General features: G+C 71.5%; 22 protein-coding genes. 18 read left to right on the forward strand and 4 right to left on the reverse strand.

Annotated features, from left to right (window positions below):
• Positions 1–6 precede the first annotated feature (6 nt).
• From sucB to I004_RS0112605, 4 genes are all read left to right on the forward strand, one after another.
• Positions 7–1,767, forward strand: coding sequence for a 2-oxoglutarate dehydrogenase, E2 component, dihydrolipoamide succinyltransferase (gene sucB / locus I004_RS0112590; RefSeq protein WP_028435793.1), 1,761 nt, complete (start codon positions 7–9; stop codon positions 1,765–1,767).
• Between the two features lie 192 nt (positions 1,768–1,959).
• Positions 1,960–2,991 carry a winged helix-turn-helix domain-containing protein gene (locus tag I004_RS0112595; RefSeq protein WP_028435794.1) on the forward strand — a complete coding sequence of 344 codons (1,032 nt, stop codon included), beginning with the start codon at positions 1,960–1,962 and terminating at the stop codon, positions 2,989–2,991.
• A gap of 402 nt (positions 2,992–3,393) precedes the next feature.
• A complete protein-coding gene (locus I004_RS0112600) occupies positions 3,394–3,927 on the forward strand; it encodes a hypothetical protein (protein WP_028435795.1) in 534 nt (177 codons plus the stop codon).
• A gap of 133 nt (positions 3,928–4,060) precedes the next feature.
• Positions 4,061–4,711, forward strand: a complete 651-nt coding sequence (locus tag I004_RS0112605; RefSeq protein ID WP_028435796.1) for a GntR family transcriptional regulator — start codon at positions 4,061–4,063, stop codon at positions 4,709–4,711.
• A 50-nt stretch (positions 4,712–4,761) separates the two neighbouring features.
• On the opposite strand, the gene I004_RS0112610 is transcribed toward I004_RS0112605, so the two are convergent.
• A complete protein-coding gene (locus I004_RS0112610) occupies positions 4,762–5,619 on the reverse strand; it encodes a PaaX family transcriptional regulator (protein WP_486579964.1) in 858 nt (285 codons plus the stop codon).
• Positions 5,620–5,741: 122 nt separating this feature from the next.
• Between I004_RS0112610 and I004_RS0112615 the strand changes: the two genes are divergently transcribed.
• The 9 genes from I004_RS0112615 to I004_RS0112655 all read left to right on the forward strand — a co-directional run bounded on the left by I004_RS0112615 (position 5,742) and on the right by I004_RS0112655 (position 16,802).
• Positions 5,742–6,659: an SDR family oxidoreductase gene (locus I004_RS0112615; RefSeq protein ID WP_028435798.1), complete on the forward strand. Its 918-nt coding sequence runs from the start codon at positions 5,742–5,744 to the stop codon at positions 6,657–6,659.
• Between the two features lie 32 nt (positions 6,660–6,691).
• Positions 6,692–7,594 carry an amidohydrolase family protein gene (locus I004_RS33635; RefSeq protein WP_158677033.1) on the forward strand — a complete coding sequence of 301 codons (903 nt, stop codon included), beginning with the start codon at positions 6,692–6,694 and terminating at the stop codon, positions 7,592–7,594.
• Positions 7,591–8,049: a MaoC family dehydratase gene (locus I004_RS0112625; protein ID WP_028435799.1), complete on the forward strand. Its 459-nt coding sequence runs from the start codon at positions 7,591–7,593 to the stop codon at positions 8,047–8,049. Before I004_RS33635 ends, I004_RS0112625 begins: the two co-directional genes overlap by 4 nt.
• A 49-nt stretch (positions 8,050–8,098) precedes the next feature.
• The gene (locus I004_RS0112630; protein WP_028435800.1) at positions 8,099–9,448 is read left to right on the forward strand and encodes an MFS transporter; all 1,350 of its coding nucleotides are present in this window, start codon (positions 8,099–8,101) and stop codon (positions 9,446–9,448) included.
• A gap of 2 nt (positions 9,449–9,450) precedes the next feature.
• On the forward strand, positions 9,451–10,974 hold the full coding sequence (locus I004_RS0112635; RefSeq protein ID WP_028435801.1) for an acyl-CoA synthetase: 1,524 nt from the start codon (positions 9,451–9,453) through the stop codon (positions 10,972–10,974).
• 15 nt (positions 10,975–10,989) lie between these two features.
• Complete coding sequence (locus I004_RS0112640; RefSeq protein ID WP_037975859.1) at positions 10,990–11,856, forward strand: amidohydrolase family protein; 867 nt, start codon at positions 10,990–10,992, stop codon at positions 11,854–11,856.
• Positions 11,857–11,996: 140 nt separating this feature from the next.
• Complete coding sequence (locus tag I004_RS0112645) at positions 11,997–12,479, forward strand: SRPBCC family protein (protein ID WP_199779383.1); 483 nt, start codon at positions 11,997–11,999, stop codon at positions 12,477–12,479.
• A gap of 417 nt (positions 12,480–12,896) precedes the next feature.
• Positions 12,897–15,626, forward strand: a complete 2,730-nt coding sequence (gene aceE, locus I004_RS0112650; protein ID WP_028435804.1) for a pyruvate dehydrogenase (acetyl-transferring), homodimeric type — start codon at positions 12,897–12,899, stop codon at positions 15,624–15,626.
• 114 nt (positions 15,627–15,740) lie between these two features.
• Positions 15,741–16,802 carry a WYL domain-containing protein gene (locus tag I004_RS0112655; protein ID WP_028435805.1) on the forward strand — a complete coding sequence of 354 codons (1,062 nt, stop codon included), beginning with the start codon at positions 15,741–15,743 and terminating at the stop codon, positions 16,800–16,802.
• On the opposite strand, the gene I004_RS0112660 is transcribed toward I004_RS0112655, so the two are convergent.
• Positions 16,793–17,716 carry an SDR family oxidoreductase gene (locus I004_RS0112660; RefSeq protein ID WP_028435806.1) on the reverse strand — a complete coding sequence of 308 codons (924 nt, stop codon included), beginning with the start codon at positions 17,714–17,716 and terminating at the stop codon, positions 16,793–16,795. The genes I004_RS0112655 and I004_RS0112660 overlap by 10 nt on opposite strands.
• 231 nt (positions 17,717–17,947) lie before the next feature.
• On the opposite strand from I004_RS0112660, the gene I004_RS0112665 reads away from it, so the two are divergent.
• Complete coding sequence (locus tag I004_RS0112665) at positions 17,948–18,466, forward strand: DUF4240 domain-containing protein (RefSeq protein WP_028435807.1); 519 nt, start codon at positions 17,948–17,950, stop codon at positions 18,464–18,466.
• 127 nt (positions 18,467–18,593) lie between these two features.
• Here I004_RS0112665 and I004_RS0112670 read toward each other — a convergent pair whose 3' ends face one another.
• Complete coding sequence (locus tag I004_RS0112670; protein WP_037975861.1) at positions 18,594–19,106, reverse strand: GNAT family N-acetyltransferase; 513 nt, start codon at positions 19,104–19,106, stop codon at positions 18,594–18,596.
• Between the two features lie 123 nt (positions 19,107–19,229).
• On the opposite strand from I004_RS0112670, the gene I004_RS0112675 reads away from it, so the two are divergent.
• The 3 genes from I004_RS0112675 (at position 19,230) to I004_RS39475 (ending at position 22,666) form a co-directional block, all read left to right on the forward strand.
• Entirely contained in the window at positions 19,230–20,171 is a 942-nt protein-coding gene (locus I004_RS0112675) for a TIGR01777 family oxidoreductase (RefSeq protein ID WP_028435809.1), read from the forward strand.
• A gap of 230 nt (positions 20,172–20,401) precedes the next feature.
• Positions 20,402–21,919: an FAD-dependent oxidoreductase gene (locus I004_RS0112680; RefSeq protein ID WP_486579965.1), complete on the forward strand. Its 1,518-nt coding sequence runs from the start codon at positions 20,402–20,404 to the stop codon at positions 21,917–21,919.
• Between the two features lie 456 nt (positions 21,920–22,375).
• Positions 22,376–22,666, forward strand: a complete 291-nt coding sequence (locus tag I004_RS39475; protein WP_028435811.1) for a hypothetical protein — start codon at positions 22,376–22,378, stop codon at positions 22,664–22,666.
• Between the two features lie 12 nt (positions 22,667–22,678).
• Here the strand turns inward: I004_RS39475 and I004_RS0112690 are convergent, their stop codons facing one another.
• Positions 22,679–23,101 carry a DnaJ family domain-containing protein gene (locus tag I004_RS0112690; RefSeq protein WP_028435812.1) on the reverse strand — a complete coding sequence of 141 codons (423 nt, stop codon included), beginning with the start codon at positions 23,099–23,101 and terminating at the stop codon, positions 22,679–22,681.
• A 283-nt stretch (positions 23,102–23,384) separates the two neighbouring features.
• On the opposite strand from I004_RS0112690, the gene I004_RS0112695 reads away from it, so the two are divergent.
• Positions 23,385–24,368: an Lrp/AsnC family transcriptional regulator gene (locus tag I004_RS0112695; protein ID WP_028435813.1), complete on the forward strand. Its 984-nt coding sequence runs from the start codon at positions 23,385–23,387 to the stop codon at positions 24,366–24,368.
• Positions 24,369–24,401: the final 33 nt, after the last annotated feature.

Genomic DNA, 24,401 nt, shown 5'->3' on the forward strand with positions numbered 1-24,401 from the left:
GAAACCATGGCGGTTTCCGTAACCCTGCCGGCGCTCGGCGAGAGCGTCACCGAGGGCACCGTCACCCGCTGGCTGAAAGCCGAGGGTGAGCAAGTGGAGGCCGACGAGCCGTTGCTCGAGGTCTCCACCGACAAGGTCGACACCGAGATCCCGGCCCCCGCGGCCGGCACGCTCTCCTCCATCAAGGTGGCCGAGGACGAGACGGTCGAGGTCGGCGCCGAACTGGCCGTGATCGACGATGGGGCATCCCCGGCGCAGCCAGGGGACGGCGGTTCAGCAGCGGCGGCCGAGGCACCGGCCGCAGAGCCGGAGCCGGCAGCCGAGCCCGCGCAGGCGCAGCCGCAGCCGCAGCCCGCCGCGGCGGCGCCCGCCGGCGGTGGCGGTGCCGGCTCGGCGGAGGGTACGGACGTGGTCCTTCCCGCGCTCGGCGAGAGCGTCACCGAGGGCACCGTCACCCGCTGGCTGAAGCAGGTCGGCGAGGAGGTGCAGGCGGACGAGCCGTTGCTGGAGGTCTCCACCGACAAGGTCGACACCGAGATCCCCGCGCCCGCCGCCGGCACGCTGCTGGAGATCGTCGTCGGTGAGGACGAGACCGCCGAGGTCGGCGCGAAGCTCGCCGTGATCGGTGCCGCAGGGGCCGCTCCGGCGGCCGAGGCCGCTCCCGCGCCCGCCCAGCCCGAGGCTCAGCCGGCTCCCGCGCCGGCGCAGCCCGAGCCGCAGCCGGCACCGGCCGAGCCCGCCCCCGCCCCGAAGGCGCAGCCGGCTCCGGCCGCGCCCACGCCCGCACCGGCTCCCGCGCCGGCGGCGCCCGCCTCTCCCGCGGTGAGCGAGTCCGACGGCGCGTACGTCACCCCGCTCGTCCGCAAGCTGGCCAACGAGCAGGGCATTGACCTGAGTACCGTCAAGGGCACGGGTGTCGGCGGCCGTATCCGCAAGCAGGACGTCACCGCCGCGGCGGAGGCCGCCAAGGCGGCGGCACCTGCCCCGGCCGCCGCTGCCGCGGGTGCGTCGACGGCTCCCAAGTCGCCGAAGCTGGAGCCCTCTCCGCTGCGCGGCCAGACGGTGAAGATGCCGCGTATCCGCAAGGTGATCGCGGAGAACATGATGAAGGCGCTGCACAACCAGGCGCAGCTGTCGACGGTGGTCGAGGTCGACGTCACGCGCGTGATGCGGCTCCGGGCACGTGCCAAGGACTCCTTCGCGGCGCGAGAGGGCGTCAAGCTCTCCCCGATGCCCTTCTTCGTGCAGGCCGCGGCGGAGGCGCTCAAGGCCCACCCCTCGGTCAACTCGCGGCTCAACGACGACGGGACGATCACCTACCACGACGTCGAGAACATCGGCATCGCGGTGGACTCCGAGAAGGGCCTGATGGTCCCGGTCATCAAGGAGGCCGGGAACCTCAACCTCGCGGGCATCGCGCGCAAGACGGCGGAGCTGGCGAAGAAGGTCCGCGAGGGCGGGCTCGGCCCGGACGACATGTCCGGCGGCACGTTCACGATCAGCAACACCGGTTCGCGCGGTGCGCTGTTCGACACGGTCATCGTGAACTACCCGCAGGTCGCGGAGCTCGGCATCGGCGCCACCGTCCGCCGTCCGATGATCATCAACCACCCGGAGCTGGGCGAGACCGTCGCCATCCGCGACATGGTCTACCTGACCCTGTCCTACGACCACCAGCTGGTCGACGGCGCGGACGCCGCGCGCTACCTCGGCGACGTCAAGGCCCGCCTGGAAGCAGGCGAGTTCGAGGGCGAACTGGGTCTGTGACCCACCGCTGAACGGCCTCACGACGGCCCCGCACGGACAGCTCCTGCTGCTCCGCGCGGGGCCGTCGTCGCACGTCGGGCCGCTCGCGGGTTGGTCCGCGTGCGGAACGGGATCCCGTGGCGGAAACGGGCCCGGTGGGGAGGCGTCCGCGCGTACGATCGGGCCCCGGCACAAAACACCGGAGAACGCCCCATGCTGCGCATCCACTTCACGGGTACCGACCTCGCGCGGACACACGTCGCCGAGAGCCCCGACCCGCTCTGGGAGACGGTCTTCAGCCTGCACATGCTGCGCGCCCGCTACGGCAGGCTGCCGTTCGCGGACTGGCGCCGCCGGGTCCGGGCCGATCTGCGCGGGCACGGACGCACCGACGACGTACGGCAGTTGATGCCGCTTCTGCCCGATGCCAGCTACTTCCCCGACTTCCTCACACCGCCCGAGGGGCTGCTGGGCCTGGAGGAAGGCATCGAGGCGATCGTCGCCACGCCGCGCCGGCGCATCTCGCACGAACTGGGCATCCTGCACGAGCGAGTCGGCGCACCGAGCTGGGCGCAGGACCTGACCGACCGCTCTCCGCACGCCCGCCGGCATCTCGGGGAGATGATCTCCGGCTATCACGACCGCGCACTCACCCCGTACTGGCCGACGATCCGCCGTCGCGCGGCTGCCGACCGCGCGGTGCGCATCCGCGCGCTGCAAACCGGTGGCGTGGGCGGCGCCCAGGGCCTGCTGGCGAGCTTCCGCCCCGCGATGCGCTGGCGGTCACCCGTGCTGGAGATACCCACGCACCCGGTGGACCGCGATCTGCATCTGGAAGGCCGCGGACTGCTGCTGGTGCCCTCCCAGTTCCTCTGGAACCGCCCCGTGCCGCTGGCCGATCCAGAACTGCCGCCGACGGTCCTGTATCCCCTCGACCGGGACGCGCGGTGGATGTCCATCGTTCCGCACGGCGCGGGTGAGCCCTCGCCGTCCGGCGACCCCCTCGCGCGGCTGCTGGGCAGGACGCGCGCGGAAGTGCTGCGTGCCGCGGCCACCGTCCCGAACACGACCGAACTCGCCCGCCACGTCGGCATCTCGCCCTCGGCCGCGAGCCAGCACGCCGCGGTCCTGCGGGACGCGGGGCTCATCATCAGTCACCGGCACGCCAACAGCGTGTTCCACCAGCTCAGTTCGGCAGGGGGCGCGCTGCTGCGGCAGCAGTCGGAGGACTCGGACCGTACGTGAGGCCGACGGCGGACGCGGGCACATCGCGCGGGGGCCGCGCTCCTGGCATCCGGTACAGCAAGCCCCCCGCCTGCGGTTGCGAGCAGGCGGGGGCGCCCTCGGGCGGCCGTGGCCGGAGTTGCTTGCCGTTCCCGGCCGACGCCGCCCCGACAGAGGCAGACCCGGGGCGCCGCCCTGGGTCTTCCTTGCTGTCCCCCCTCTGCCCAGGGCGGTGTACGCCCTGCACGCCAAGGACTGTGACGCAGAAACGGCTTTGCGGCCACTTTGATGAAGCCACAGACACAACACACAGGTCATAGGGGTGAGTTGGCCGCAAGCGGCGGCAAGTCGCCCCGCCGGGTACCGAGTCGGGATGAACCCCGCCGGTCGCACCGGAGAGCCTTGGGCGGGCATGCTCCCGGTATGGACAACGCCGAAGCACTCGTCATCGGAGGGCGCGCCGGAGTGGGCAAGTCGACCGTGGGGTGGGAGGTTTCGGCCCGGCTCCGCGCCGCCGGAGTCGCGCACGCCGTCATCGAGGGCGACTTCATGGGCCAGGTGCATCCCGCCCCGGCAGAGGACCCGCACCGCACGGGGATCGTCGAGCGCAATCTGACGGCGGTGTGGGGCAACTACGCCGAGCTCGGATACCGGCGTCTGATCTACACCAACACCCTCAGCGTCATGCCCGGGATGGGGGACGTGTTCCGGCACGCGATGGGAGAGGATGCACGCCTCGTCCGCGTCCTGCTGACCGCCTGCGACCGGACGGCACAGGAGCGGCTGACGGAGCGCGAACGCGGATCGGAGCTGGAGAAGGAACTGCGCAGCAGCGTCCACAAGGCGCGGCTGCTCGACGAGGGCGCGCCGGACGGCACCGTGCGGGTGAGCACCGACGGCCGGCCCGTCATCGACGTCGCCCACGAGGTGCTGGCCGCCACCGGCTGGGTCTCGTGACGAACCCCTCACGGATCGTGGCCCCCGCCCGGCGCACCCGTAACCTACGGGGTCGTATCGTCGAGGCACCGTCCCCGCCGAGCACATCCGGAACCACCGGCCTCCCGGACCGCCCCAGGAAGGACCCGCTCCCGTGACCTCGACCCCGTCCCGGCCGCTGGCGCACTCGCTGCGCGAGCAGATCCGCGAGCACATCGTGGACGGCATCGTCAGCGGCCGGTGGAAGCCCGGCGAGCGGATCGTGGAGCGGCGCATCGCCGTGGAACTGGAGGTCAGCCAGACACCGGTGCGGGAGGCGCTGCGTGAGCTGGAGACGCTGCGGCTGATCGAGTCGGCGACGAACAAGGGCGTGCGCGTCCGGGAGTTGTCGGCGGCCGACCTGGAGGAGATCTACCCGGTACGCGCCGGGCTGGAGCAGATCGCCGCCGAGCTTGCAGCTCCGCACCTCGCGGGTGACGCCTCCGCGTTGCAGCCGCATGTCGCGGCCCTGTACGAGGCGGACCGTGCCGGTGACGGCGAGGCGCAGGTGCGGCACACCGTCGCCTTCCACCGGGAGATGGTGCGGGCGGCGGGCAACAGCGTGCTGCTGCACACCTGGGAGTCGCTGGGCATCGAGGTGTGGACGGCCCTGTCGATCCGCTGGCTCGGGACGGTGCAGCAGTCGTACGCGGAGGAGCACGAGGCGGTCATGGAGGCGTTCCGTCGCCGTGATCCGCGTATCGCGGAGCTCGTCAAGGCGCATGTGCTGGGCTGCGCGCCGGCACCGCGGGACGGCGGCTCCTGAGCGGGGCCCCGGCGGCGGGGACGCCGCTCAGTGCACGTGGTTCTTGATGTTCAGACGACCGGGATGACGTCGAGCACGTCGTCCGCGAGGCGTGCCGCTGTCGGCTCGTATGTGCGGGCCAGCGCGCGGAAGCAGGTCTCCGCCCGGATCGCGGGCCAGTCCTGAGGCAGGTGTTCCGCGGGCAGGTGCGGGTCCTGGCGGACGAGCCGCAGCCAGTCGGTGTGCAGCATGAGCTGCCGTGCCAGGTCGTCGGGCGCGGAGGGCAGCGGCGGGCGGCGCCCGGTGTCCCAGCGCCCGAGGAACTCCCGGTAGCCGTCGGCGATCGAGGCGGCGTCGAAGGCCTTGCGTACGAGGTCCGCGGCCTCGGTCGGCTTGAACGCCTGTGCCCGGAGCACGGTGACGTGCTCGTCGAGGCCCATCGGCGCGAGGATCGCGGCGGCGTCCTTCTCGCCGGGGGCGATCCACAGCCCGTTCTGCAGCGGCCCGAAGCCCTCCCATATCAGCCGTGAGCGCAGATCGTGCCGTTCGCGGCGGCGGCTGTCGGGCAGGGAGAAGCCGACGAGCGTCCATGTGCCGTCCCAGTCCCGGTTGACGGCTCCGGTCTCCCAGATGCGGCGGTGCCCGTCCTGGAGCACCTCCTCGGCGTGCGGCGTGAGCCCGAAGAAGACCTTGCGGCCCTGACGGTGGCGCACCAGCAGATTCCGTTTGGCCATGCGGGCGAGCGTTGAGCGCACGGCCTCCTCGCCGACGCCGGCGCGTGCGAAGACGTCGATGACGCTGCCGGAGTAGACGCCGGTACCGCGCCCGAGTACATGGATGCCGAAGAAGCTGAACATGAGGGACTGCGGACGGACGGCGGGGCCGAGCTCCCGGTCCGGTTCTTCTGTCTCTGCACTGCTGGGCGTCACGTCGAAAAGCGTAGCCGCCGGAGACTGATGTTGTGCACATTATTGACGGTCGTCTCAGAACAGCCGTACGTTCCTTGGCGTACGGACGCGAGAGCCGCAGCGGCCGAGAGAGGTACGTGCCCATGGATCTGTCCGGGAAAGCAGCCGTCGTGACCGGCAGCGGCCGGGGGCTGGGCCTCGCCTACGCGGAGGCCCTTGCCGGCGCCGGAGCGTCCGTCGTGGTCAACGACGTCGACGCGACCGCCGCCGCGGCTGCCGTCGAGAAGATCACGGCCGGCGGAGGACGCGCCGTGTCCGTGGTCGCTCCGGTCGGTGAGACCTCGACCGCGGACGCCCTGGTGGATGCGGCCGTCGAGAACTTCGGGCGGCTGGACGTCATGGTCACCAACGCGGGGGTCCTGCGCGACAAGGTGCTGTGGAAGATGTCGGACGAGGACTTCGACACCGTCGTCGACGTGCATCTGCGCGGCACGTTCACCTGTGCCCGCGCGGCGGCGGTACGGATGCGGGAACAGGGCACCGGCGGGCGGCTGATCCTGGTCTCCTCCCCCGCCGGGCAGCGCGGCAACTTCGGGCAGACCAACTACGCGGCCGCCAAGGCCGGCATCGTCGCCATGGCCCGGACATGGGCGATGGAACTGGCACGTGCGGGCATCACGGCGAACGCGATCGTGCCCATTGCCGCCACCGAGATGACGAAGTCGATCCCCGCCTTCGCGCCCCTCATCGAGGAGGCCGAGAGGACGGGCGGCCCGCTGCCCGAATGGCTGCGCAGGGACGAGGGGTTCGGGACGGCGGAGGACGCCGCACCGCTCGTCGTCTTCCTCGCCTCCGACGCGTCGTCCGAGGTGACGGGACAGGCGATCGGCATCGGCGGCGACAAGCTCGCCCTGTGGTCGCACCCGCGGGAGAAGGCGGCGGCGTACGCCGGCGGCGGTTGGGACGCGGACTCCATCGCCGCCTCCTGGAGCACCGGGCCGGGAGCACAGCCGGAGACGTACGGCATACCCGCGCCGCGCACGCCGGAGGCGCCGCGATGACCCGGGCGGACGGTGCGCCCCGCGAACCGGCAATCGACCCCGATGAGTTGACGGCCATCGACGTGCACACCCACGCCGAGGTGTCGGCCGACGGGCACGGATCGCTCAGCCCGGAACTCTTCGGTGCCTCCGCCGAGTACTTCAAGACGCACACCGAACGGCAGCCCACCATCGGCCAGATGGCCTCCTACTACCGCGAACGCAGCATGGCCGCCGTGGTCTTCACCGTCGACGCCGAGCATGCGACGGGACATCCCCGCATCTCCAACGAGGAGGTCGCCGAGAGCTGTGCGCACCACTCCGACGTCCTGATCCCCTTCGGCAGCGTCGACCCGTGGAAGGGCAGGGCGGCCGTGCGGGAGGCGCGCAGGCTCGTCACCGAACACGGCGTGCGCGGCTTCAAGTTCCACCCGAGCATCCAGGCCTTCTCGCCCGACGACCGGATGGCCTACCCGCTCTACGAGGCGATCGAGGAACTGGGCGTCCCCGCTCTCTTCCACACGGGCCAGACCGGCATCGGCGCCGGGGTGCCCGGCGGCGGCGGAATCCGGCTGAAGTACAGCAACCCGATGCTCGTCGACGATGTCGCCGTGGACTTCCCCGAGTTGCGCATCATCCTCGCCCACCCGTCGTTCCCCTGGCAGGACGAGGCGCTGGCCGTCGCGACGCACAAGCCGTACGTGCACATCGACCTCTCGGGCTGGTCCCCGAAGTACTTCCCGCCGCAACTCGTGCGCTACGCCAACAGCCTGCTCAAGGACAAGGTCCTCTTCGGCTCGGACTACCCGGTCATCACGCCCGACCGCTGGCTCTCCGACTTCGACAAGCTCGAGATCAAACCCGAGGTACGTCCCAAGATCCTCAAGGAGAACGCGGCCCGTCTGCTCGGCCTCACGAAGCCGGCGACCGGCCCGGCGGCGGAAGGAAGCCCATGACCACCACGGTTCACGGTGTGGAGGAGCTCAAGGCCCTCGCCGGCCAGGACCTCGGCAGCAGCGACTGGCTGGAGATCACACAGGAGCGGATCGGCACGTTCGCCGACGCCACCGACGATCACCAGTGGATCCACGTCGACGAGGAGGCGGCCGCGTCCGGTCCCTTCGGCGTCACCATCGCCCACGGTTACCTCACACTCTCCCTCGTCATCCCGCTCTTCCAGCAGCTGCTGCAGATCAGCGGCGTCTCGATGAGCGTCAACTACGGGCTGGGAAAGGTGCGTTTCCCGGCTCCCGTACCCGTCGGCAGCAGGATCCGCCTGACGGGCAAGGCCGGCTCCGTGGTGGAGGTGTCCGGGGGCGGGGTCCAGATGGAGCTCGACTTCACCGTGGAGAGCGACGGTTCGGACAAGCCCGCGTGCGTGGGCCAGGCCCTCTACCGGCACTACAGCTGAGCCCCGGGCTCACGCTCGTCCCGCAACTCACCGACACGGGAGGCCAGTCATGGCCGGCACCGCACCATCAGGCACCCACTCCCCCGGCGCCGCAGGGAACGTCCAGCTTCGCCGGGCGGTCACCTCCAGTTTCCTCGGCAGCGTGATCGAGTACTACGACTTCCTCCTCTACGCCACCGCCTCGGCCGTGGTCTTCAGCAAGGTCTTCTTCACCGACCTCGACCCGCTGGCGGGCACCGTGGCCAGCTTCGGCACCTTCGCCGCCGGCTATCTGGCCCGTCCCCTCGGCGGCGTGGTCTTCGGGCACTTCGGCGACAGGCTCGGCCGCAAGCGCATGCTCGTGATGACGATGACCCTGATGGGCACCGTCAGCTTCCTCATCGGCGTGCTCCCGACGTACGAGCAGATCGGCAGCTGGGCGGCGGTCATGCTCGTGCTGCTGCGGGTCCTGCAGGGTGTCGCGGTCGGCGGCGAGTGGGGCGGCGCCGTCCTGATGTCCGCCGAGCACGCGACGTCGCGGCGCGGCCTGTGGGCGAGTTTCACCAACGCCGGGGCACCCTTCGGGATGGTGCTCTCCACGGCGGCACTCACGGCGACCGGCGCCGTCGTCGGCGAGCAGGCCCTCCTCGAATGGGGCTGGCGCATCCCGTTCCTGCTCAGCATCGTGCTGCTGGCCGTGGGGCTGTTCGTGCGGATGCGGGTGGAGGAGACGCCCGTCTTCGAGGCGGCGCGCGCCGGGAAGGACAGCAAGCCGCCCCTTCTCGACCTGCTGCGGCACCACCCGCGCAGCCTGCTGCTCGCGGTGGCGGTCGGGCTCGCGGCGTTCGTCGCGCAGGGCACGCTGACGACGTTCCTCATCGCCCACGGAGTCCAGACCGGGCACGAACGGCAGACGGTGCTGAACGCGCTCACGCTCTCCTCCGCGCTGGCCGTGCCGGGCATCATCGGCTGGTCCGCGCTCTCGGACCGGGTCGGGCGGCGTCCCGTCGTCCTCGCCGGCGCGGTCGCCATGGGCATCTTCGCCTTCGCCCTCTTCCCGATGGTCGACGCCGGAAGCGCTCTGCTGCTGACGGTGGCGCTGGTGCTGGGCCAGTCCGTCATCCACCCGATGATGTACGGACCGCTGGCGGCGCTGTACGCCGAACTGTTCAGCACCCGCAGCCGCTACACCGGCGCCTCCCTCGGGTACCAGCTCGCCGGGACGGGCGCGGGTCTGGCTCCGCTGCTCTTCGCCGAGGTCCAGCGAGCTGCCGGCGGTGGCGGGACGCTCACCGTGTCCCTGGTCGTCGCGGGATTCTGCGCGCTGACGGTGGTGAGCGTCGTGCTGCTGGGCGAGACCCGCGGCCGGGACCTCTCCGAGAAGCCCGGGGCCGACTCCCGTCCCCTGAGCAGGAGTTGACGATGCACAACCAGGGCATCGGATCGTGGCCGGCGCGACGGGCCCAGCTCTCGCCGGGACGCACCGCGTTCGTCCACGAGGGCGACGCGGTCACCTATGCGCAGCTCCACGAACGCAGCACCCGTCTGGCGTCCCAGCTGAAGGCGGAGGGGGTGGGCCCCGGCGACCGTGTGGCGTATCTGGGCACGAACCACCCGGCGTTCGCCGAGACGATGTTCGCCACGCACATGCTCGGCGGTGTCTTCGTGCCGCTCAACTTCCGCCTCACGGCACCCGAACTCGACTACGTGCTCGGCCACTCGGAAGCATCCCTGCTGGTGTACGGCCACGGGAGCGCGGAGACCGCGGCCGCCCTCACCGCACGCGACGGTCTGCGTGGCGTCGTGGCCCTGCGCGACCCGTCCCCGGGTGAGAGGGACTACGAGCCGTGGCTCGCCTCGGGTGATCCGTCACCCCTCGACGTACCGGTCTCGCGCGACGACCCGGCCTTCATCCTCTACACCTCCGGAACCACGGGCAGGCCCAAGGGCGCGGTCCTCACGCACGCCAACATCATCTGGAACACGCTCAATCTGATGGTGGGCCTCGACATCGCGTCCGACGAGGTGACGCTGATCAGCGCTCCGCTCTTCCACGTCGCGGCGCTGAACCAGATGCTGCTCCCCACGTTCCTCAAGGGCGGATGCAGCGTGATCATGCCGGCGTGGGACGTCGACGCCTGCTACGACCTGATCGCCGAGCACGGCATCACCTGGATGTTCGGCGTGACGACGATGTTCGCCGCTTTCGCCCAGTCCCCGCGGTGGGCCGGCGCCGACCTCTCCTCGCTCCGCCACCTCATGTCCGGGGGCGCGCCGATCCCGGAGGCGCTGATCCGCACGTACCAGGAGCGGGGCCTCGTCTTCTGCCAGGGCTACGGGCTCACCGAGACCTCACCCGGCGCGACGTGGCTCGAAGCGGCGGAGAGCGTCGAACGGGCGGGCTCGGCCGGGGTGCCGGTGTTCTTCGCCGATGTGCGCCTGGTACGGCCCGACCTGACGGAAACCGCACCGGGCGAGCGGGGCGAGGTCCTCATCCAGGGCCCCAACGTCACGCCGGGCTACTGGAACGACCCCGAAGCAACGGCGGCTGCCTTCTCCGAAGGCGGGTGGTTCCACTCCGGGGACATCGCGACACGTGACGCGGACGGCTTCGTCACCATCGTCGACCGCGTCAAGGACATGTACATCTCGGGCGGTGAGAACGTCTATCCGGCCGAGACCGAGGCCGTCCTCTTCGCGCACCCCTCGATCGCGGGGTGCGCGGTGATCGGCGTGCCGGACGAGAAGTGGGGGCAGACGGGCCGGGCGTTCTTCACGCTGCGCCCCGGCACGCACGCCACCGCCGACGAGTTGCGCTCGTTCCTCGCCGCACGCCTGGCCAAGTACAAGATCCCCGCGCACTTCGACGAGGTCGACTCGCTGCCCCGCACCGGCTCGGGCAAGGTCCAGAAGCAGAAGCTCCGCGAACTGCCCCTTCCACCCTGAAGTTAGTGTGTGTCCATGTCGGAGGAGGTCGCGGCGTTCCGCCGCTCGCTGGGACTGGACTCGCTGATCGACGTCCACACCCACTTCATGCCGAAGCGCGTACTGGAGAAGGTGTGGGCTTACTTCGACGCGGGCGGTCCGCTCGTGGGGCAGCCCTGGCCGATCGAGTACCGCCACGAGGAAGAGGAACGCCTGCGGCTGCTGCGGGAGTTCGGCGTCAAGGCGTTCACCTCGATGCTCTATCCGCACAAGCCGGGCATGGCACGGTGGCTCAACGACTGGGCCGCCGACTTCTCAGCCCGCACACCGGACTGCCTGCACACGGCGACGTTCTACGCCGAGCCGAGCGCGGGCGACGACGTACGGCGCGCGCTGGAGCAGGGCGCGAGGGTATTCAAGAGCCACCTCCAGGTCGGGGCGTACGACCCCAACGACCCGACACTCAAGGACGTTTGGGGACTGCTCACCGAGGCGGGCGTCCCCATCGTGACGCACTGCGGCTCGGGCCCCAGGCCCGGCCCCTTCACAGGGCCCGGACCGATCGCCACGCTGCTCGACCACAACCCCCGACTCCCCCTGATCGTGGCGCACTTGGGGATGCCGGAGTACGAGGACTTCCTCGGCCTGGCGGAGCGGCACGAGAAGGTCATGCTCGACACGACCATGGCGTTCACGCCGTTCGTCGAGGACGAGGCGCCCTTCCCCCGCCGGGCGCTGCCGCGCCTGGAGGCCCTCCAGGACCGCGTCCTGCTCGGCACGGACTTCCCCAACATCCCGTACACCTACGCCGATGCGCTGCACTCCCTGGAGGAGACGGGCCTGGGCCCGGACTGGCTCCGCGCGGTCTGCCACGACAACGCGGCACGGCTCTTCGGCCTCTGAGCCGTGGCCGCCACCGGCCTGGGCCCGGGGTTCCGGCCACACGCCCGATGAGTTCCGCCCCGCGTCGTCGTCTGCACGTCGTGAGGTCCCTCGCACACCGGCGGGAGGCCGGGGATCGGACGACGAGGAGCGTGGACACCGTGCCCGAGGAGAGCGTGAGCGCCACCCTGACGGTCGCCGTGCCCGCCGCGACGGTGTTCGCGGTGCTGGCGGACCCGACGGCCCATTCCGCGATCGACGGCACCGGCTGGGTCCAGCAGTCTGCCGACCGGGCGACGCTGACCGAGGTCGGGCAGATCTTCCGGATGGACATGTACCACCCCGACCATCCGAACGGTGACTACCAGGTGGCGAACAAGGTCCAGGTGCTCGAGCCGCCGCGCGCCATCGGCTGGCTCCCGGGGTACCGCACGGACGAAGGCGGACTGGACTTCGGCGGCTGGACCTGGCGTTACGACCTGGCGCCGCTCGGCCCGTCCGAGACCGAGGTCAGGCTCACCTACGACTGGTCGGCGGTGCCGCAGTCCATCCGGGAGTACATCGACTTCCCGCCCTTCGGCCCCGAGCACCTCATCAACTCCCTTCACCACCTGGCCGAACTCGCCGGCTCCCACTCCCGCTGAACACGGCTACGGGACCGCGTTCGCGCGTGGGGCGCCGGGCCGCGGACCCCTCCCCCTCTGCGGGGAGAGGCCGCCCCGGAGGGACCACGCACCGGCACCGGAAGAGCCACCCCAGGCAACCGGAACGGCACCTGCGAGCCCCGGCACCGCGTGCCGACTTTCGCGGCACGGAATGCCAATTTCACGGGAAGCTTTGATCGATCATCGATCGCAGGCGTACAGTCCACTTGCTGGGCCGATCCTGTCCTGCCATTCAGGAAGACCCGCACCCGCGGAGGCCCCGCGCCCAGCGGAACCCCGCACCGCGCGGGAACCTCCGCACCCAGCGGACCCCGCACCCCCCGCGGAGCCCCACCGCCGAAAGACCCCCGCCCGCTCCCCGCCCATCCCGTCCGTCCCGTCCGGAAGGTGGCCACCATGCCCCGCCCCGTACGCAACCGTCCGAGCGAGCTCGACCAGTTCCTGGACCGCGACCCGCAGGAGACCGCCGAGTGGCGGGAATCGCTGGACGCCGTCATCGCACATGCCGGCCCCGAGCGCGCCACGTACCTCATGCGCCGCGCTCTGGGCCACGCCCAGGACAGCGGACTGGCGGTGCCGCATCTGCTGGAGACGGACTACGTCAACACCATCCCGACCGCGGCCGAGCCGGAGTTCCCGGGCGACGCGGAGATGGAATCCCGCATCACCGCCTGGAACCGCTGGAACGCCGCCGCGATGGTCACCCGCGGAAGCCGCTACGGCCTCGGCGGTCACATAGCGACCTTCGCCAGCGCCGCCTGGCTGTACGAGACGGGCTTCCAGCACTTCTTCCGCGGCAAGGAGGACCCCGCGTCCGGCGGTTCGGGCGACCAGCTCTACATCCAGGGCCACGCCTCCCCCGGCATCTACGCCCGCGCCTTCCTCGACGGCCGCCTCACCGAGGCCGACCTCGACCGCTTCCGCCAGGAGACCTGGCACCCGGGCGAGGGCCGCGGCCTGCCCTCGTACCCGCACCCCCGCCGGCTGCCCTGGCTGTGGGAATTCCCCACCGTCTCCATGGGCATCGGCCCGATCAACGCCGTCTACCAGGCCCGCTTCAACCGCTATCTGACCAACCGCGGGATCAAGGACACCTCCGCCTCCCACGTGTGGGCCTTCCTCGGCGACGGCGAGATGGACGAGCCGGAGTCGACGGCCGCCCTCGCCCTCGCGGGCCGCGAGCAGCTCGACAACCTCACGTTCGTCGTCAACTGCAACCTCCAGCGCCTCGACGGCCCCGTCCGCGCCAACTTCAAGATCGTGCAGGAGCTGGAGGCCCAGTTCCGCGCGGCCGGCTGGAACGTGGTCAAGTCGCTGTGGGGCACCGCCTGGGACGAGCTGTTCCAGCTCGACACCACCGGCGCCCTGGTCCGCCGCCTCCGTGAGGTGCCGGACGCCCAGTTCCAGACGTACGCGACGCGCGACGCCGGATACATCCGCGAGCAGTTCTTCGGCACCGACCCGGCTCTCGTCGAGATGGCGAAGCTGCTCTCCGACGAGAAGATCGCCGCCTGCTTCCACACCTCCCGCGCCGGCCACGAGCCGCGCAAGGTGTACGCCGCCTACCATGCGGCCCTCGAGAACAAGGGCGCTCCGACGGTGATCCTGGCGCAGACGGTGAAGGGCTGGACCCTGGGCCCCGGCTTCGAGTCCCGCAACGCCAACCACCAGATGAAGAAGCTGACCGGCAAGGAGTTCCGCGCAATGCGCGACCTCCTCGAACTGCCCATCCCGGACAGCACATTGGACGACGAGCTCGTGCCGTACGTGCACCCGGGCGAGGACTCCCCGGAGGTGCGCTACCTCCAGGAGCGCCGCGCCGCGCTCGGCGGGCCCGCACCCGCACGCAAGGTGCACCCCGTCGCGCTGCCCGAGCCGTCGGCGAAGCCCTTCGAGACGCTGAAGAAGGGCTCCGGCAGCCAGGAGATCGCCACCACCATGGCGTTCGTGCGGCTGGTGAAGGACCTGATGCGGGAGAAGGAGACCGGCAGGCGGTGGGTGCCGGTGGTGCCGGACGAGGCGCGCACCTTCGGCATGGAGTCCCTCTTCCCCTCGGCGGGCATCTACTCGCCGCTGGGACAGAACTACGACCCGGTAGACCGCGACCAACTCCTGTACTACAAGGAGGCGTCGGACGGTCAGATCCTCAACGAGGGCATCACGGAAGCCGGTTCGCTGGCGGACTTCACCGCGGCGGCCACGTCGTACGCGACGCACGGCGAGCCGATGATCCCGTTCTACATCTTCTACTCGATGTTCGGCTTCCAGCGCACCGGCGACCAGTTCTGGTCCCTGGCCGACCAGTTGGGCCGCGGCTTCGTCATCGGCGCCACCGCGGGCCGTACGACCATGACGGGCGAGGGACTTCAGCACGCGGACGGCCACTCGCCGCTGCTGGCCTCCACCAACCCGGCCGTCGTCACCTACGACCCGGCTTTCGCCTACGAGGTCGGAGCCATCGTCAAGGACGGTCTTCGCCGCATGTACGGCCCGGACCCGTCCCTCAACGAGGACGTCTTCTACTACCTCACGGTCTACAACGAGCCGAAGGCTCAGCCGCCGCAGCCCGCGGGCGACGGCGTCGAGGAGGGCATCCTCAAGGGCCTCTACCGTTTCAGCGAGGGTCCCGGGGGAAGCGCCCTGGCCGAAAGCTCAGGGAAGGACTCGCCCCGGATCCAGCTTCTGGCGAGCGGCACGGCCATCCACTGGGCGCTCGAGGCGCAGCGGCTGCTGGCCGAGGAGTGGGGCGTGACCGCGGACGTCTGGTCGGCGACGTCCTGGAGCGAGCTGCGGCGGGACGCGCTGGAGTGCGACGCCGCGCAGCTGCGGGGCGAGGACCGCACCCCGTACGTGACACGCGTGCTGGAGGACGCGCCGGGCCCCGTGCTCGCGGTCAGCGACTGGATGCGGGCGGTCCCGGACCAGATCAGCCAGTGGGTGCCGCAGGACTGGACGTCGCTCGGCACGGACGGCTTCGGCCTCTCCGGCACCCGTGAGGCGGTCCGCCGTCACTTCGGCGTCGACGCCGAGTCGGTCGTCGTCGCGGCGCTGGCGCAGCTCGCCCGGCGCGGCGAGGTCAAGCACGAGACAGTACGGCGGGCGGCGGAGGGCTACGGCCTGGCCTGACCGCCGGCTGCGGCAGCCGGGCCCCCGGGAGCCTCGCGGTCCCTCGATCGCGGGTCCCGGGCGCCCGGCGCCTCGGCGGTTCACCACCCACGTGCGCGGCGGCAGAATGCTGCCATGCGCGCTGCCCGGCTGATCAAGATGGTGCTTCTGCTCCAGGCACGACGTGCCATGACCGGTGCCGAACTCGCCGCGGAGCTGGAGGTCTCCGAACGTACGGTCTCGCGCGACGTGCTCGCCCTGTCGGAGGCCGGGGTGCCCGTCTACGCGGACCGGGGACGCAGCGGCGGGTACCGGCTCGTCGGCGGGTACCGCACCGGGCTCACCGGCATCGGACGCGGCGAGGCCGAGGCCCTGTTCCTGTCCGGAGTGCCGAGCGCGCTGCGGGACATGGGGCTCGCGGACGCCGCGTCGGCAGCGCGGCTGAAGGTCTCGGCGGCCCTCGTCCCCGAGCTGAGCGACGCACACCGCTCTGCGGCGCAGCGCTTCCACCTCGACGCGCCCGGGTGGTGGCAGCCCCCGGAGGAACCACCGGAGCAGCTGCCCGCTGTGGCGGACGCGGTGTGGGACGACCGCACGGTCCGGGTGCGCTACCGGCGCCGGGGAACCGAGGTCGAGCGGGAGCTGGAGCCGTACGGGCTCGTACTCAAGGCGGGCGTCTGGTACTTGGCGGCCCGCGTGACCGACGGCGGCGACCGGAGGGTGTACCGGGTCGACCGGGTCACCGGCGTCGAGGAGACGGGCGAACGCTTCGTGCGGGACGAGGAGTTCGACCTTCCGGCGTTCTGGGAGGAGCGCTCCGTGGCGTTCGCCCAGTCGATCCTCCGGGACGAGGTGAGGCTGCGGCTGACGGCGACGGGGAGACGGAAGCTGCGCCATGTCACCGACCATCGCGCCGCCGAGGAGGCCCTGGAGAGGGCCGAGCCCGTACCGGGTGCGGTCGCCGGACAGGACGAAGCCGGACAGGGCGAAGCCGGACAGGACGACGAGGGGCCGGCCGTCGTCGTCCTCCCGGTGGAGTCACTGAGCGTCGCCTACACCCAGCTGCTCGCCCTCGGCGCGGAGTGCGAGGTGCTGGAACCGCCGTCGCTGCGGGCCCGGTTCAGGGAGACGGGCATGCGCATGGCCGCTCTCCACGACGACGCGGGCGGCCCGGCCTCTCCTGACGGTCAGCGGTAGCCGGTGACGTCGGCGGGTTTGCCCTCCTGCTCGACTTCTGTGATGTAGCGCCATGCGTCGGGCGCCGATCCGTCCACGTCCGTGAAGCCGTACTCCTGCGCGAGGCCGCCGCTGGAGAGCGAACTCCCGTTGAAGCGGGCCACGTCCGGATCGCAGGCCAGCGCCGCCAGGGCGCGGCCGACGTACGTGGGTGTCTCGGAGATGGCGAAGTGCGGGTTCTGGGCGGTGCCTTCGAGCCAGTTCTCCTCCGTCACCTCGAAGGCGGTGTCGAGCATGAACTCGGAGCGCAGCCAGCCCGGCGTGAGGCACACCGCCGTCGCGCCGAACTCCGGCAGTTCCTCGGACAGTCCGAGGGTCATCCTGAGCGGCGCGCTCTTGGCGAGGTCGTAGTAGAAGGGCTTGCGGTAGCGGGCATTGAACTGCGCGGTGCCGTCGGTCACTTCGACGACGAGACCACCCGGCCGGCGGATGAGCAGCGGGATGGCGTAACGGCTGGTGACGATGTGGGACTCCATGCCGAGCCGCAGGATCCGCAGGCCGGCCTCCAGGTCGTGCTCCCACATCTTCTTGTCCCACTGGACGAAGCAGTCGCCGCCCCAGAGGTCGTTGACGAGGATGTCGAGCCGGCCCTGCTCGCGGTCGATCCGCTCGGCCAGCTCCCGTACCTGCTCCGGTTCCAAGTGGTCGGTGGGCACGGCGATGCCCGTACCTCCGGCTTCCCCGATCAGTTCGGCCGTGCCCTCGATGGTCTCGCTCGTGCGGCCGATCTCGCTCACCCGCTCGCGGGTGGTGCGGCCCGTGGCGTAGACCGTCGCCCCCGCTCTGCCCAGTTCGACGGCCATCGCCCGCCCGGCGCCGCGCGTGGCTCCCGCGACCAGCGCGACCTTGCCCGTCAGTGCCCCTCTTGTGCTCACCCAGGTGTCCTCTCGGTGCGTGTGACTCGCCTGCTGCCAGCACGCTCGCACGGAAACCGGACACCTTCTGTCGGGCTTCCGGGCTCTTCCACGGGAGGGCCGCCACGGGTGATACATGGGATGGTCACAACAGCAGCACATTGAGACCTTGACGCGCCCCGGTAACGACAAGGCGGCATCCGAGGGAGTCCGCGTGCGTCTGGCGGGTACAAGGCGGATGCTGTGTTCGTGATGGACGAGACCGAGTTCTGGGCGCTGATCGATTCGACCCGCGTGGACGCCGAGGGCGACCCCGAGGAGCAGGCAGACCTGCTCATCGACAAGCTGACGCGGCTCGATCCGGACGCCGTGACGTTCTTCGCCCGGCACTTCGAGTCCCGCTACAACCGCGCCAACCAGTGGGACCTGTGGGCGGCGGCGTGGATTCTGCTGGACGGAGTCAGCGACGACGCCTTCGACGCCTTCCGCTGCTGGCTCATCAGCCAGGGCCGTGAGGTCTTCGAGACCGCTGCGCACGACGCCGACTCCCTCGCCGACGTCCTCGAGGGCTTCGACGAGGAGCTGGACGGCGACGCGGAGGACCTCGGCTACGCGGCCGACGAGGCGTACGAGCAGCTCACAGGGACCGTCATGCCCGATCTCGGCCTGCCCGAGCCACCGGAGGATCCTGCCGGCGTCTCCCTCAACCTGGAGGACGACGCCACCCTGGCCGAGCGTCTCCCCAAGCTCTGGGACCGCTTCCGCGGCTGAGCCCGGTGGGGCCCGTCGGCCACGCCCCGAGGTCCCTTCACCGTCCGGCCGGCGAGCGCCCCGTCTGGCGGCGCCTCCCGGGCCGCAGGGCTCCGGGGGAACGTCGTCCACGTACCCGCTCGGCCCTTCACCGCCCGCCCAGCGAGCGCCCCATCAACATGTCATCCACGTACCGCCCGTCAAGCCGGAACTCCCCAGGCAGGACGCCCTCCACCCCGAAGCCCGCCGCCTCGTAGAGCGCCCGGGCGGGCTCGTTGTGCGCCAGCACCCGGAGCGTCATCCTCAGGGCGCCCTCCTGCCGTGCCCGGTCGCACGCCGCCTCCAGCAGTGCCCGCGCGACACCGCGGCCGCGTGCCCTCGCGTCCACGACGAGTCCCCGTATCTGCCGCACGTGCGCGTTGCTCGGCAGCTCCGTAGGCGGCACCGCGCGAATGTAGCCCACGACGCCGAAGCCCTCCAACTCCCCGACGAGGACGTGTCCGGGCAGGTGGCTCCCGTCGAAGAACGGGGCGTACGGAGGCTGTGCGGGCGGAACCACGGCGTGGACGGGCGACCAGTTGTCCCTGTCGAGCTCGCCGAGCACGGTCCCGTCGGCGAAGGTCGCGGCGCGGATGGTCACCTCGGTCCCCTTGTCCCGCATGGGTTCCACCCTGCCCGCTGGCACATCGGCCGGTCCACCATGTTCCACTTATGCTCTCCGGCCCAACAAGGCCGGGGTGCGCGGCGCTTCAGCTGGGGCGGGCCCAGACGGCAGGATGGTCCCATGCGTATCGCGGTCTCCGGTTCCACCGGCCTCATCGGCACGGCTCTCTCCCGTTCGCTCCGTGCGGACGGGCACGACATCGTCCGGCTCGTCAGGCGAGCCCCCCAGGAAGCCCGGCGCTACGAGAGCGCGGGCCGCGCGCCAGCGGCGGGCGGGCGGCCGCCGTCCGAGGTGAGGTGGGACCCCAAGGGCCAGTACGTCGACGCCGCCGGGCTCGTCGGATGCGACGCCGTCGTCCATCTCGCGGGCGCCGGCATCGGGGACCGGCGCTGGACCCCCGCGTACAAGAAGGAGCTCCGCGACAGCCGCGTGCTGGGCACCGCGACGATCGCCGACGCGCTCGCCTCGCTCGACGAGCCGCCCCGCACCCTGATCGTCGGAACCGCCGTCGGCTACTACGGCGACACCGGCTCGCGTGCCGTCGACGAGAGCGCCCCGCCCGGCGACGACTTCCTCGCCAACCTCTGCCAGGAGTGGGAAGAGGCCGCCGTCTCTGCCGAGGAGGCCGGGATCCGCACGGTCTTCGCCCGCACCGGCCTCGTCGTCGCGCGCGAGGGCGGAGCGTGGGGGCCGCTGTTCCGGATCTTCAAGGCGGGGGCCGGCGGCCGGCTGGGCAGCGGCAACCAGTACTGGAGCCACATCGCTCTGCACGACCACATCGCTGCGCTGCGTCATCTGCTGGACCGGGACGATCTGTCGGGCCCGTTCAACCTCACCGCGCCCGAGCCCGTCACCAACAAGGAGGCCACCGCCGCGATGGGGCGCGTCCTGCACCGGCCCACGCTCTTCCCCGTGCCGGCGCCGGTGCTGCGGGCGGCGCTGGGCGAGTTCTCCAAGGACGTACTGGGCAGCCAGCGCGTGATTCCGAGGCGGCTGCTCGAATCGGGCTTCACCTTTGCGTTTCCCGGCATCGAAGACGCGGTACGCGCCGCATTGCGCTGACGGTACGGCCTGGCCGGGCGGGGGCGACCGCCGCCCCGCGACTGCTCGGTGGCCGCGCCGCGGCCTGATCGAAGCGGTGTGCGACCGCTGTGCGCCCGTGCTCTGCCCGTGTGCCACTGACCGCGACCGGACGGCTGCGTAGAGTCCGGATCCTGACGGTTCACCAGCGCCGGGCCGGGCAGTACGGATGCAGAACGGCCCTCACCGCGCGCCGACCCCTCGGAGGCATCGTGCGCTCCAGCGAGATATCACGCCCCGGCCGTACACAGACCCCGGACACCGATGTCGTCGTCATCGGTGGGGGCCTCGCCGGCCTGGCCGCGGCGCACCACCTCACGGATGCCGGACTGCAGGTCACGGTGCTGGAGACCACCTCAGAGGTGGGCGGCCGCATGGCCACGGAGAACGTCGACGGATACCTGCTGGATCGCTCCGGGCGGCTGCTGTGTCCCGACTGGCCGGAGTTCCGGCGGCTCCCCGCGCTGGCCACTCTGGAGATGCGTCCCTTCTCTCCCGGTGCCCTGCTGCGCGCCGACGGCCGCACACTCCGGATAGGCGACCTGCGCCGCACGGCCGGGCGTCTGCCTCTGGGCATCGGGACCCGTGCGGTACCCCCGGGCGCACCGACGCCCGCATACGCGGAGGCCGACGGCCGCACCGAACGTGCCGACCGGCGCACGAGGGGCGCACCCGCCACCGCACGCGCTGCGGCCGGCTCCCGCGGCCGGGCCTCCTGGGGCATCTCCCGCCGCAGGCAGGGCTGGGGCATTTCCCGCCACGGGCAGGGGAGCACCGGCGCGCTCGACCTCGCTCGGCTCCGCGGCGCACTGACCCGCTTCGCGTCGGTGCCCTCCGACCGGCTCCTCGCCCGTACCGAACTCCCCGCCGATCAGGCCCTGTCGGCGCGCGGGCTGCCCGCCCGCACCGTGGGCTCGCTCGTGCGGCCGCTGCTCTCCGCGCTGCTCTCCGACCCCGCACTGACGACTTCCAGCCGCGTCGCCGACCTGACGCTGCGCGGGTTCGTGCGCGGCGGCTGCTGCCTCCCGGCGGGCGCCATGTCGGCCGTCCCGGAACGGCTCGCAGCGGCGCTGCCCGAGGGCACCGTGCGTACGAACGTCACCGCCGTGGCCGTCACGACGAACTCGGTCACCACCCGCGATCACGGCACCCTCGCCTGCCGCGCCGTCGTCGTGGCGACCGGCGCCGCCGACGCGGGCATGCTGCTTCCCGGGCTGCGAGTGCCGGACTTCCACCCCATGACCGTCCTGCACCACGCCGTCGACGACGTGCCGCCGCTGTCGCCCTCGCTCCTGGTCGACGGGGACGGGACCCGGCAGGGGCCGGTGTCGCACTCGTGGGCCGCCTCCGCGGTCGATCCCGCACGGGCACGCCCGGGACGCGCCGGCCTCGTCACCTCGGTGGTGCTCGGCGCCGCGGCGGCAGAGCCCCTCGCCGTGCTGGAGGAGGCATCCCGTACCCAGCTGGCAACCCTTCACGGGGTGCCCGCCGGGCGCTGGAGCCTGCTCGCCGCGCACCACGACGCGCAGGCGGTCCCTGCCATGCCGGCCCCGCACGACATGCGGCGCCCAGTGCGGGTGCTCTCCGGCCTCTACGTGTGCGGCGAGCACCGCGACACCAGTACGGCACAGGGCGCGCTCGTCTCGGGCCGCCGGGCCGCGCACGAGGTGCTGCGGGACTTCAAACTGCCGCTGCCCGTGAGCGACGGCCCGCTGACGACGGCGGCCTGAGCGGCCCCGCGATCGGGATCCCGCACCGCGCGGGCGGGCGCGCGGTGGTGGAACCTGCCGTCGTCCGGCCCGCGCTCGGTACCCAACAGGATTTGGATACGGCGGCAGTTCGGACCCCGGGCGCGCGAACTGCCCGTTCGGACAGGCCGATCCCGCTCTCCTCGCCGGGCCTCCCGGCTCCCCGAGCTCGTCCGCGCACGGCTTCGGCAAGCCTCCTTCGAAGACGCGAACGCGGCGTACGGAACACATGGGCCAGCGGTCCCGCACGGCCCCCGGAGAAGGCGCCCAACATCCTTTGTGACCAGGGAAGTTGACCGACTCCAGGACCCCTCGTTGTCAGTGCCCGGCGGTATTCTGGGAACCAGAGAACGACGCGGAATCCAGGCCGGTTCACCACGTCAGCACACCAGTCGCGTCAGTACGTCACCCACGTCACGACGTTCACGGAGGTCGCCGATGACCGCAGCCACAGCCAGCCCCCTGACGCCCCCTCTGCCGCTCGCCTTCCCCACCACGCACGACGCCTCACTCCCGAAGAAGCGGCTCCCGGCCGGCCGGCCGCGGGAATGGTATGTCTCGCACAACCGCCAACTGAAGGCGATGCGCATAGCCATCGCCCTGCTCGACTCCGGTGTCTACACGCCGGGTCAGGCCCGCGACCACACGATCCGCCGCACGGCGGCCCGCATCGGCGTGCACCCGCCGTCCAACACCACGTGCAGGCTGGTGCGTTCGCTGCTGCCGTAACCGCGGGCCGCGTCAGGCGCCGGGGCCGCTCTCCTCGCGGTCCCGGCCCTCACGCCATTCCGCGACGACCCGTTCCACGTCGTACGGCGTCAGATTGAGCGGCGGACCGGCGGGCGGCCGTCGGATGGCCTCCAGGATCTTGCCGTTGATCCCGTTCACGATCCGCCGCACCTCCTTCTCCGACCGTGCGCGCGAGGCCGCCTTCAGCGCGTCCTCGACCTCCTTGCGGATCGCGAGGGTCGGCGGCAGATGCGACAGGCCCTCGTCGCGCATCTTCTGCTTCAGCCACCAGTTCTCGTCGTACGGAGCGTCCGCGTCCCGCAGCGGCTTGCCCGCGCCGGGAAGATCCGCGAAGGTGCCGCGCTCCTCTGCCTCGCGGATCTGCTTGTCGACCCAGGACTCGAAGGTGATGCCGGGCGGCTTCCGTTCGGTCATGTGGTCATTGTCCCGCACCCCGGCGGGACCCGGCAGTCCGCTGACCGTCACGCCCATCGCCGTGAGCCGCCTCTGCGGCCGGTTTTCCGGAATTCCTTCCGCCGGAATCCCCCACGCCGTAACCGAGGTCACAGGGACGGGAAGACTGGTGATTCCCCGCCTCGACGGCTCCAGTCGCGGCCGATCCCTGGCAGCACGTGGCTTCTGATGAAGGATTCCGGCATTGACGCCCCGGGGCCGCGTCCCTAACGTCCGGCCCATGACCCCGCGAGCGAGCGCCGACATGATCGATGCGCTGGATCGCCGCATCATCGCGGCGCTCCAGCTCAACGGTCGTGCTCCCTGGGCCGGAATAGCCCGCTGGGCGGGGACGAGCGAATCCACCGCCCAGCGCCGCTTCAACGCCCTTCGTGAGCGCAGGCTCCTCCATGTCGTCGGCGCGGTCGAACTGGACCGCACCGGCGGCGGCTCCTCGATGCTGGTGCGTGTGCAGGCGCGTCCCGGCAAAGGGCTGGAACTGGCGGAGCTGCTGGCCGAGTGTCCGGAAGCCCGGTTCCTCGCACTCGTCACGGGCACCGCCGACCTGATCGTCGACTTCGTCGCCCGCGACAACGAAGAGCTGCTGCGGCTGCTCTACACCGACCTGCCCGGGGCCCATCTCATCGCGGGCACCGAGCACGTCGCGGTCATCCGCACCTTCTCCTCCGCGGCTTTGTGGGACACCGGGCTGCTGCCGGAGCAGGCCGGTGCCGAGCTGCGTCCCGCCCAGCAGCCCCCGTACGAGCGGGTCGACTGGGACAAGGCACCGCAGCCGCTCACCGAACTCGAACGTGAGGTCGTCGGTGAACTCGCCACGGACGGACGGCTTCCGGTGACGACCATCGCCCGGAACCTCGGGCGCAGCGAGTCCAGCGTCGCCCGGGCGCTCGACCGGATGGTCGCCCGCGGCTGCCTGCACTTCCGCACCCTCGCCGAGCCGGCGCTGCTCGGCTACGAGGCCGAGTTCATGCTCTGGCTCTCCATCGACCCCGGACGCCTCGAGGCCGCCGGCAGGCAGCTCGCCAAGCATCCGGGGACGAAGTTCCTCGCGGCAGCCACCGGGCGGTTCAACCTGGTCGGCCACATGGTGCTGCCGCGCCGCACCGACCTCTTCCGCTACACCGACGAGGTCATCGGCGCCCTGCCCGGCCTCAACGGCTCCGACGTCACGCTCCACCTCGTCACGCTCAAAGGCGCGTGGACCCGCATGGACCAGTTCGACGCCTGACCGGCGACCCCGGTCCCGCGCCAGCGGCTCCAT

The sequence above is a fragment of the Streptomyces sp. TAA486 genome, from assembly GCF_000426165.1.

Excerpts from the sequence above, each read along its gene's own strand:
- I004_RS0112600 (WP_028435795.1), top strand. The coding sequence starts at position 3,394 with ATGGACAACGCCGAAGCACTCGTCATCGGAGGGCGCGCCGGAGTGGGC.
- sucB (WP_028435793.1), top strand. The coding sequence starts at position 7 with ATGGCGGTTTCCGTAACCCTGCCGGCGCTCGGCGAGAGCGTCACCGAG.
- I004_RS0112635 (WP_028435801.1), top strand. The coding sequence starts at position 9,451 with ATGCACAACCAGGGCATCGGATCGTGGCCGGCGCGACGGGCCCAGCTC.
- I004_RS0112695 (WP_028435813.1), top strand. The coding sequence starts at position 23,385 with ATGATCGATGCGCTGGATCGCCGCATCATCGCGGCGCTCCAGCTCAAC.
- I004_RS0112665 (WP_028435807.1), top strand. The coding sequence starts at position 17,948 with ATGGACGAGACCGAGTTCTGGGCGCTGATCGATTCGACCCGCGTGGAC.
- I004_RS0112690 (WP_028435812.1), bottom strand. The coding sequence starts at position 23,101 with ATGACCGAACGGAAGCCGCCCGGCATCACCTTCGAGTCCTGGGTCGAC.
- I004_RS0112615 (WP_028435798.1), top strand. The coding sequence starts at position 5,742 with ATGGATCTGTCCGGGAAAGCAGCCGTCGTGACCGGCAGCGGCCGGGGG.
- I004_RS39475 (WP_028435811.1), top strand. The coding sequence starts at position 22,376 with ATGACCGCAGCCACAGCCAGCCCCCTGACGCCCCCTCTGCCGCTCGCC.
- I004_RS0112670 (WP_037975861.1), bottom strand. The coding sequence starts at position 19,106 with ATGCGGGACAAGGGGACCGAGGTGACCATCCGCGCCGCGACCTTCGCC.
- I004_RS0112675 (WP_028435809.1), top strand. The coding sequence starts at position 19,230 with ATGCGTATCGCGGTCTCCGGTTCCACCGGCCTCATCGGCACGGCTCTC.
- I004_RS0112630 (WP_028435800.1), top strand. The coding sequence starts at position 8,099 with ATGGCCGGCACCGCACCATCAGGCACCCACTCCCCCGGCGCCGCAGGG.
- I004_RS0112655 (WP_028435805.1), top strand. The coding sequence starts at position 15,741 with ATGCGCGCTGCCCGGCTGATCAAGATGGTGCTTCTGCTCCAGGCACGA.
- I004_RS0112640 (WP_037975859.1), top strand. The coding sequence starts at position 10,990 with ATGTCGGAGGAGGTCGCGGCGTTCCGCCGCTCGCTGGGACTGGACTCG.
- I004_RS0112595 (WP_028435794.1), top strand. The coding sequence starts at position 1,960 with ATGCTGCGCATCCACTTCACGGGTACCGACCTCGCGCGGACACACGTC.
- I004_RS0112625 (WP_028435799.1), top strand. The coding sequence starts at position 7,591 with ATGACCACCACGGTTCACGGTGTGGAGGAGCTCAAGGCCCTCGCCGGC.
- aceE (WP_028435804.1), top strand. The coding sequence starts at position 12,897 with ATGCCCCGCCCCGTACGCAACCGTCCGAGCGAGCTCGACCAGTTCCTG.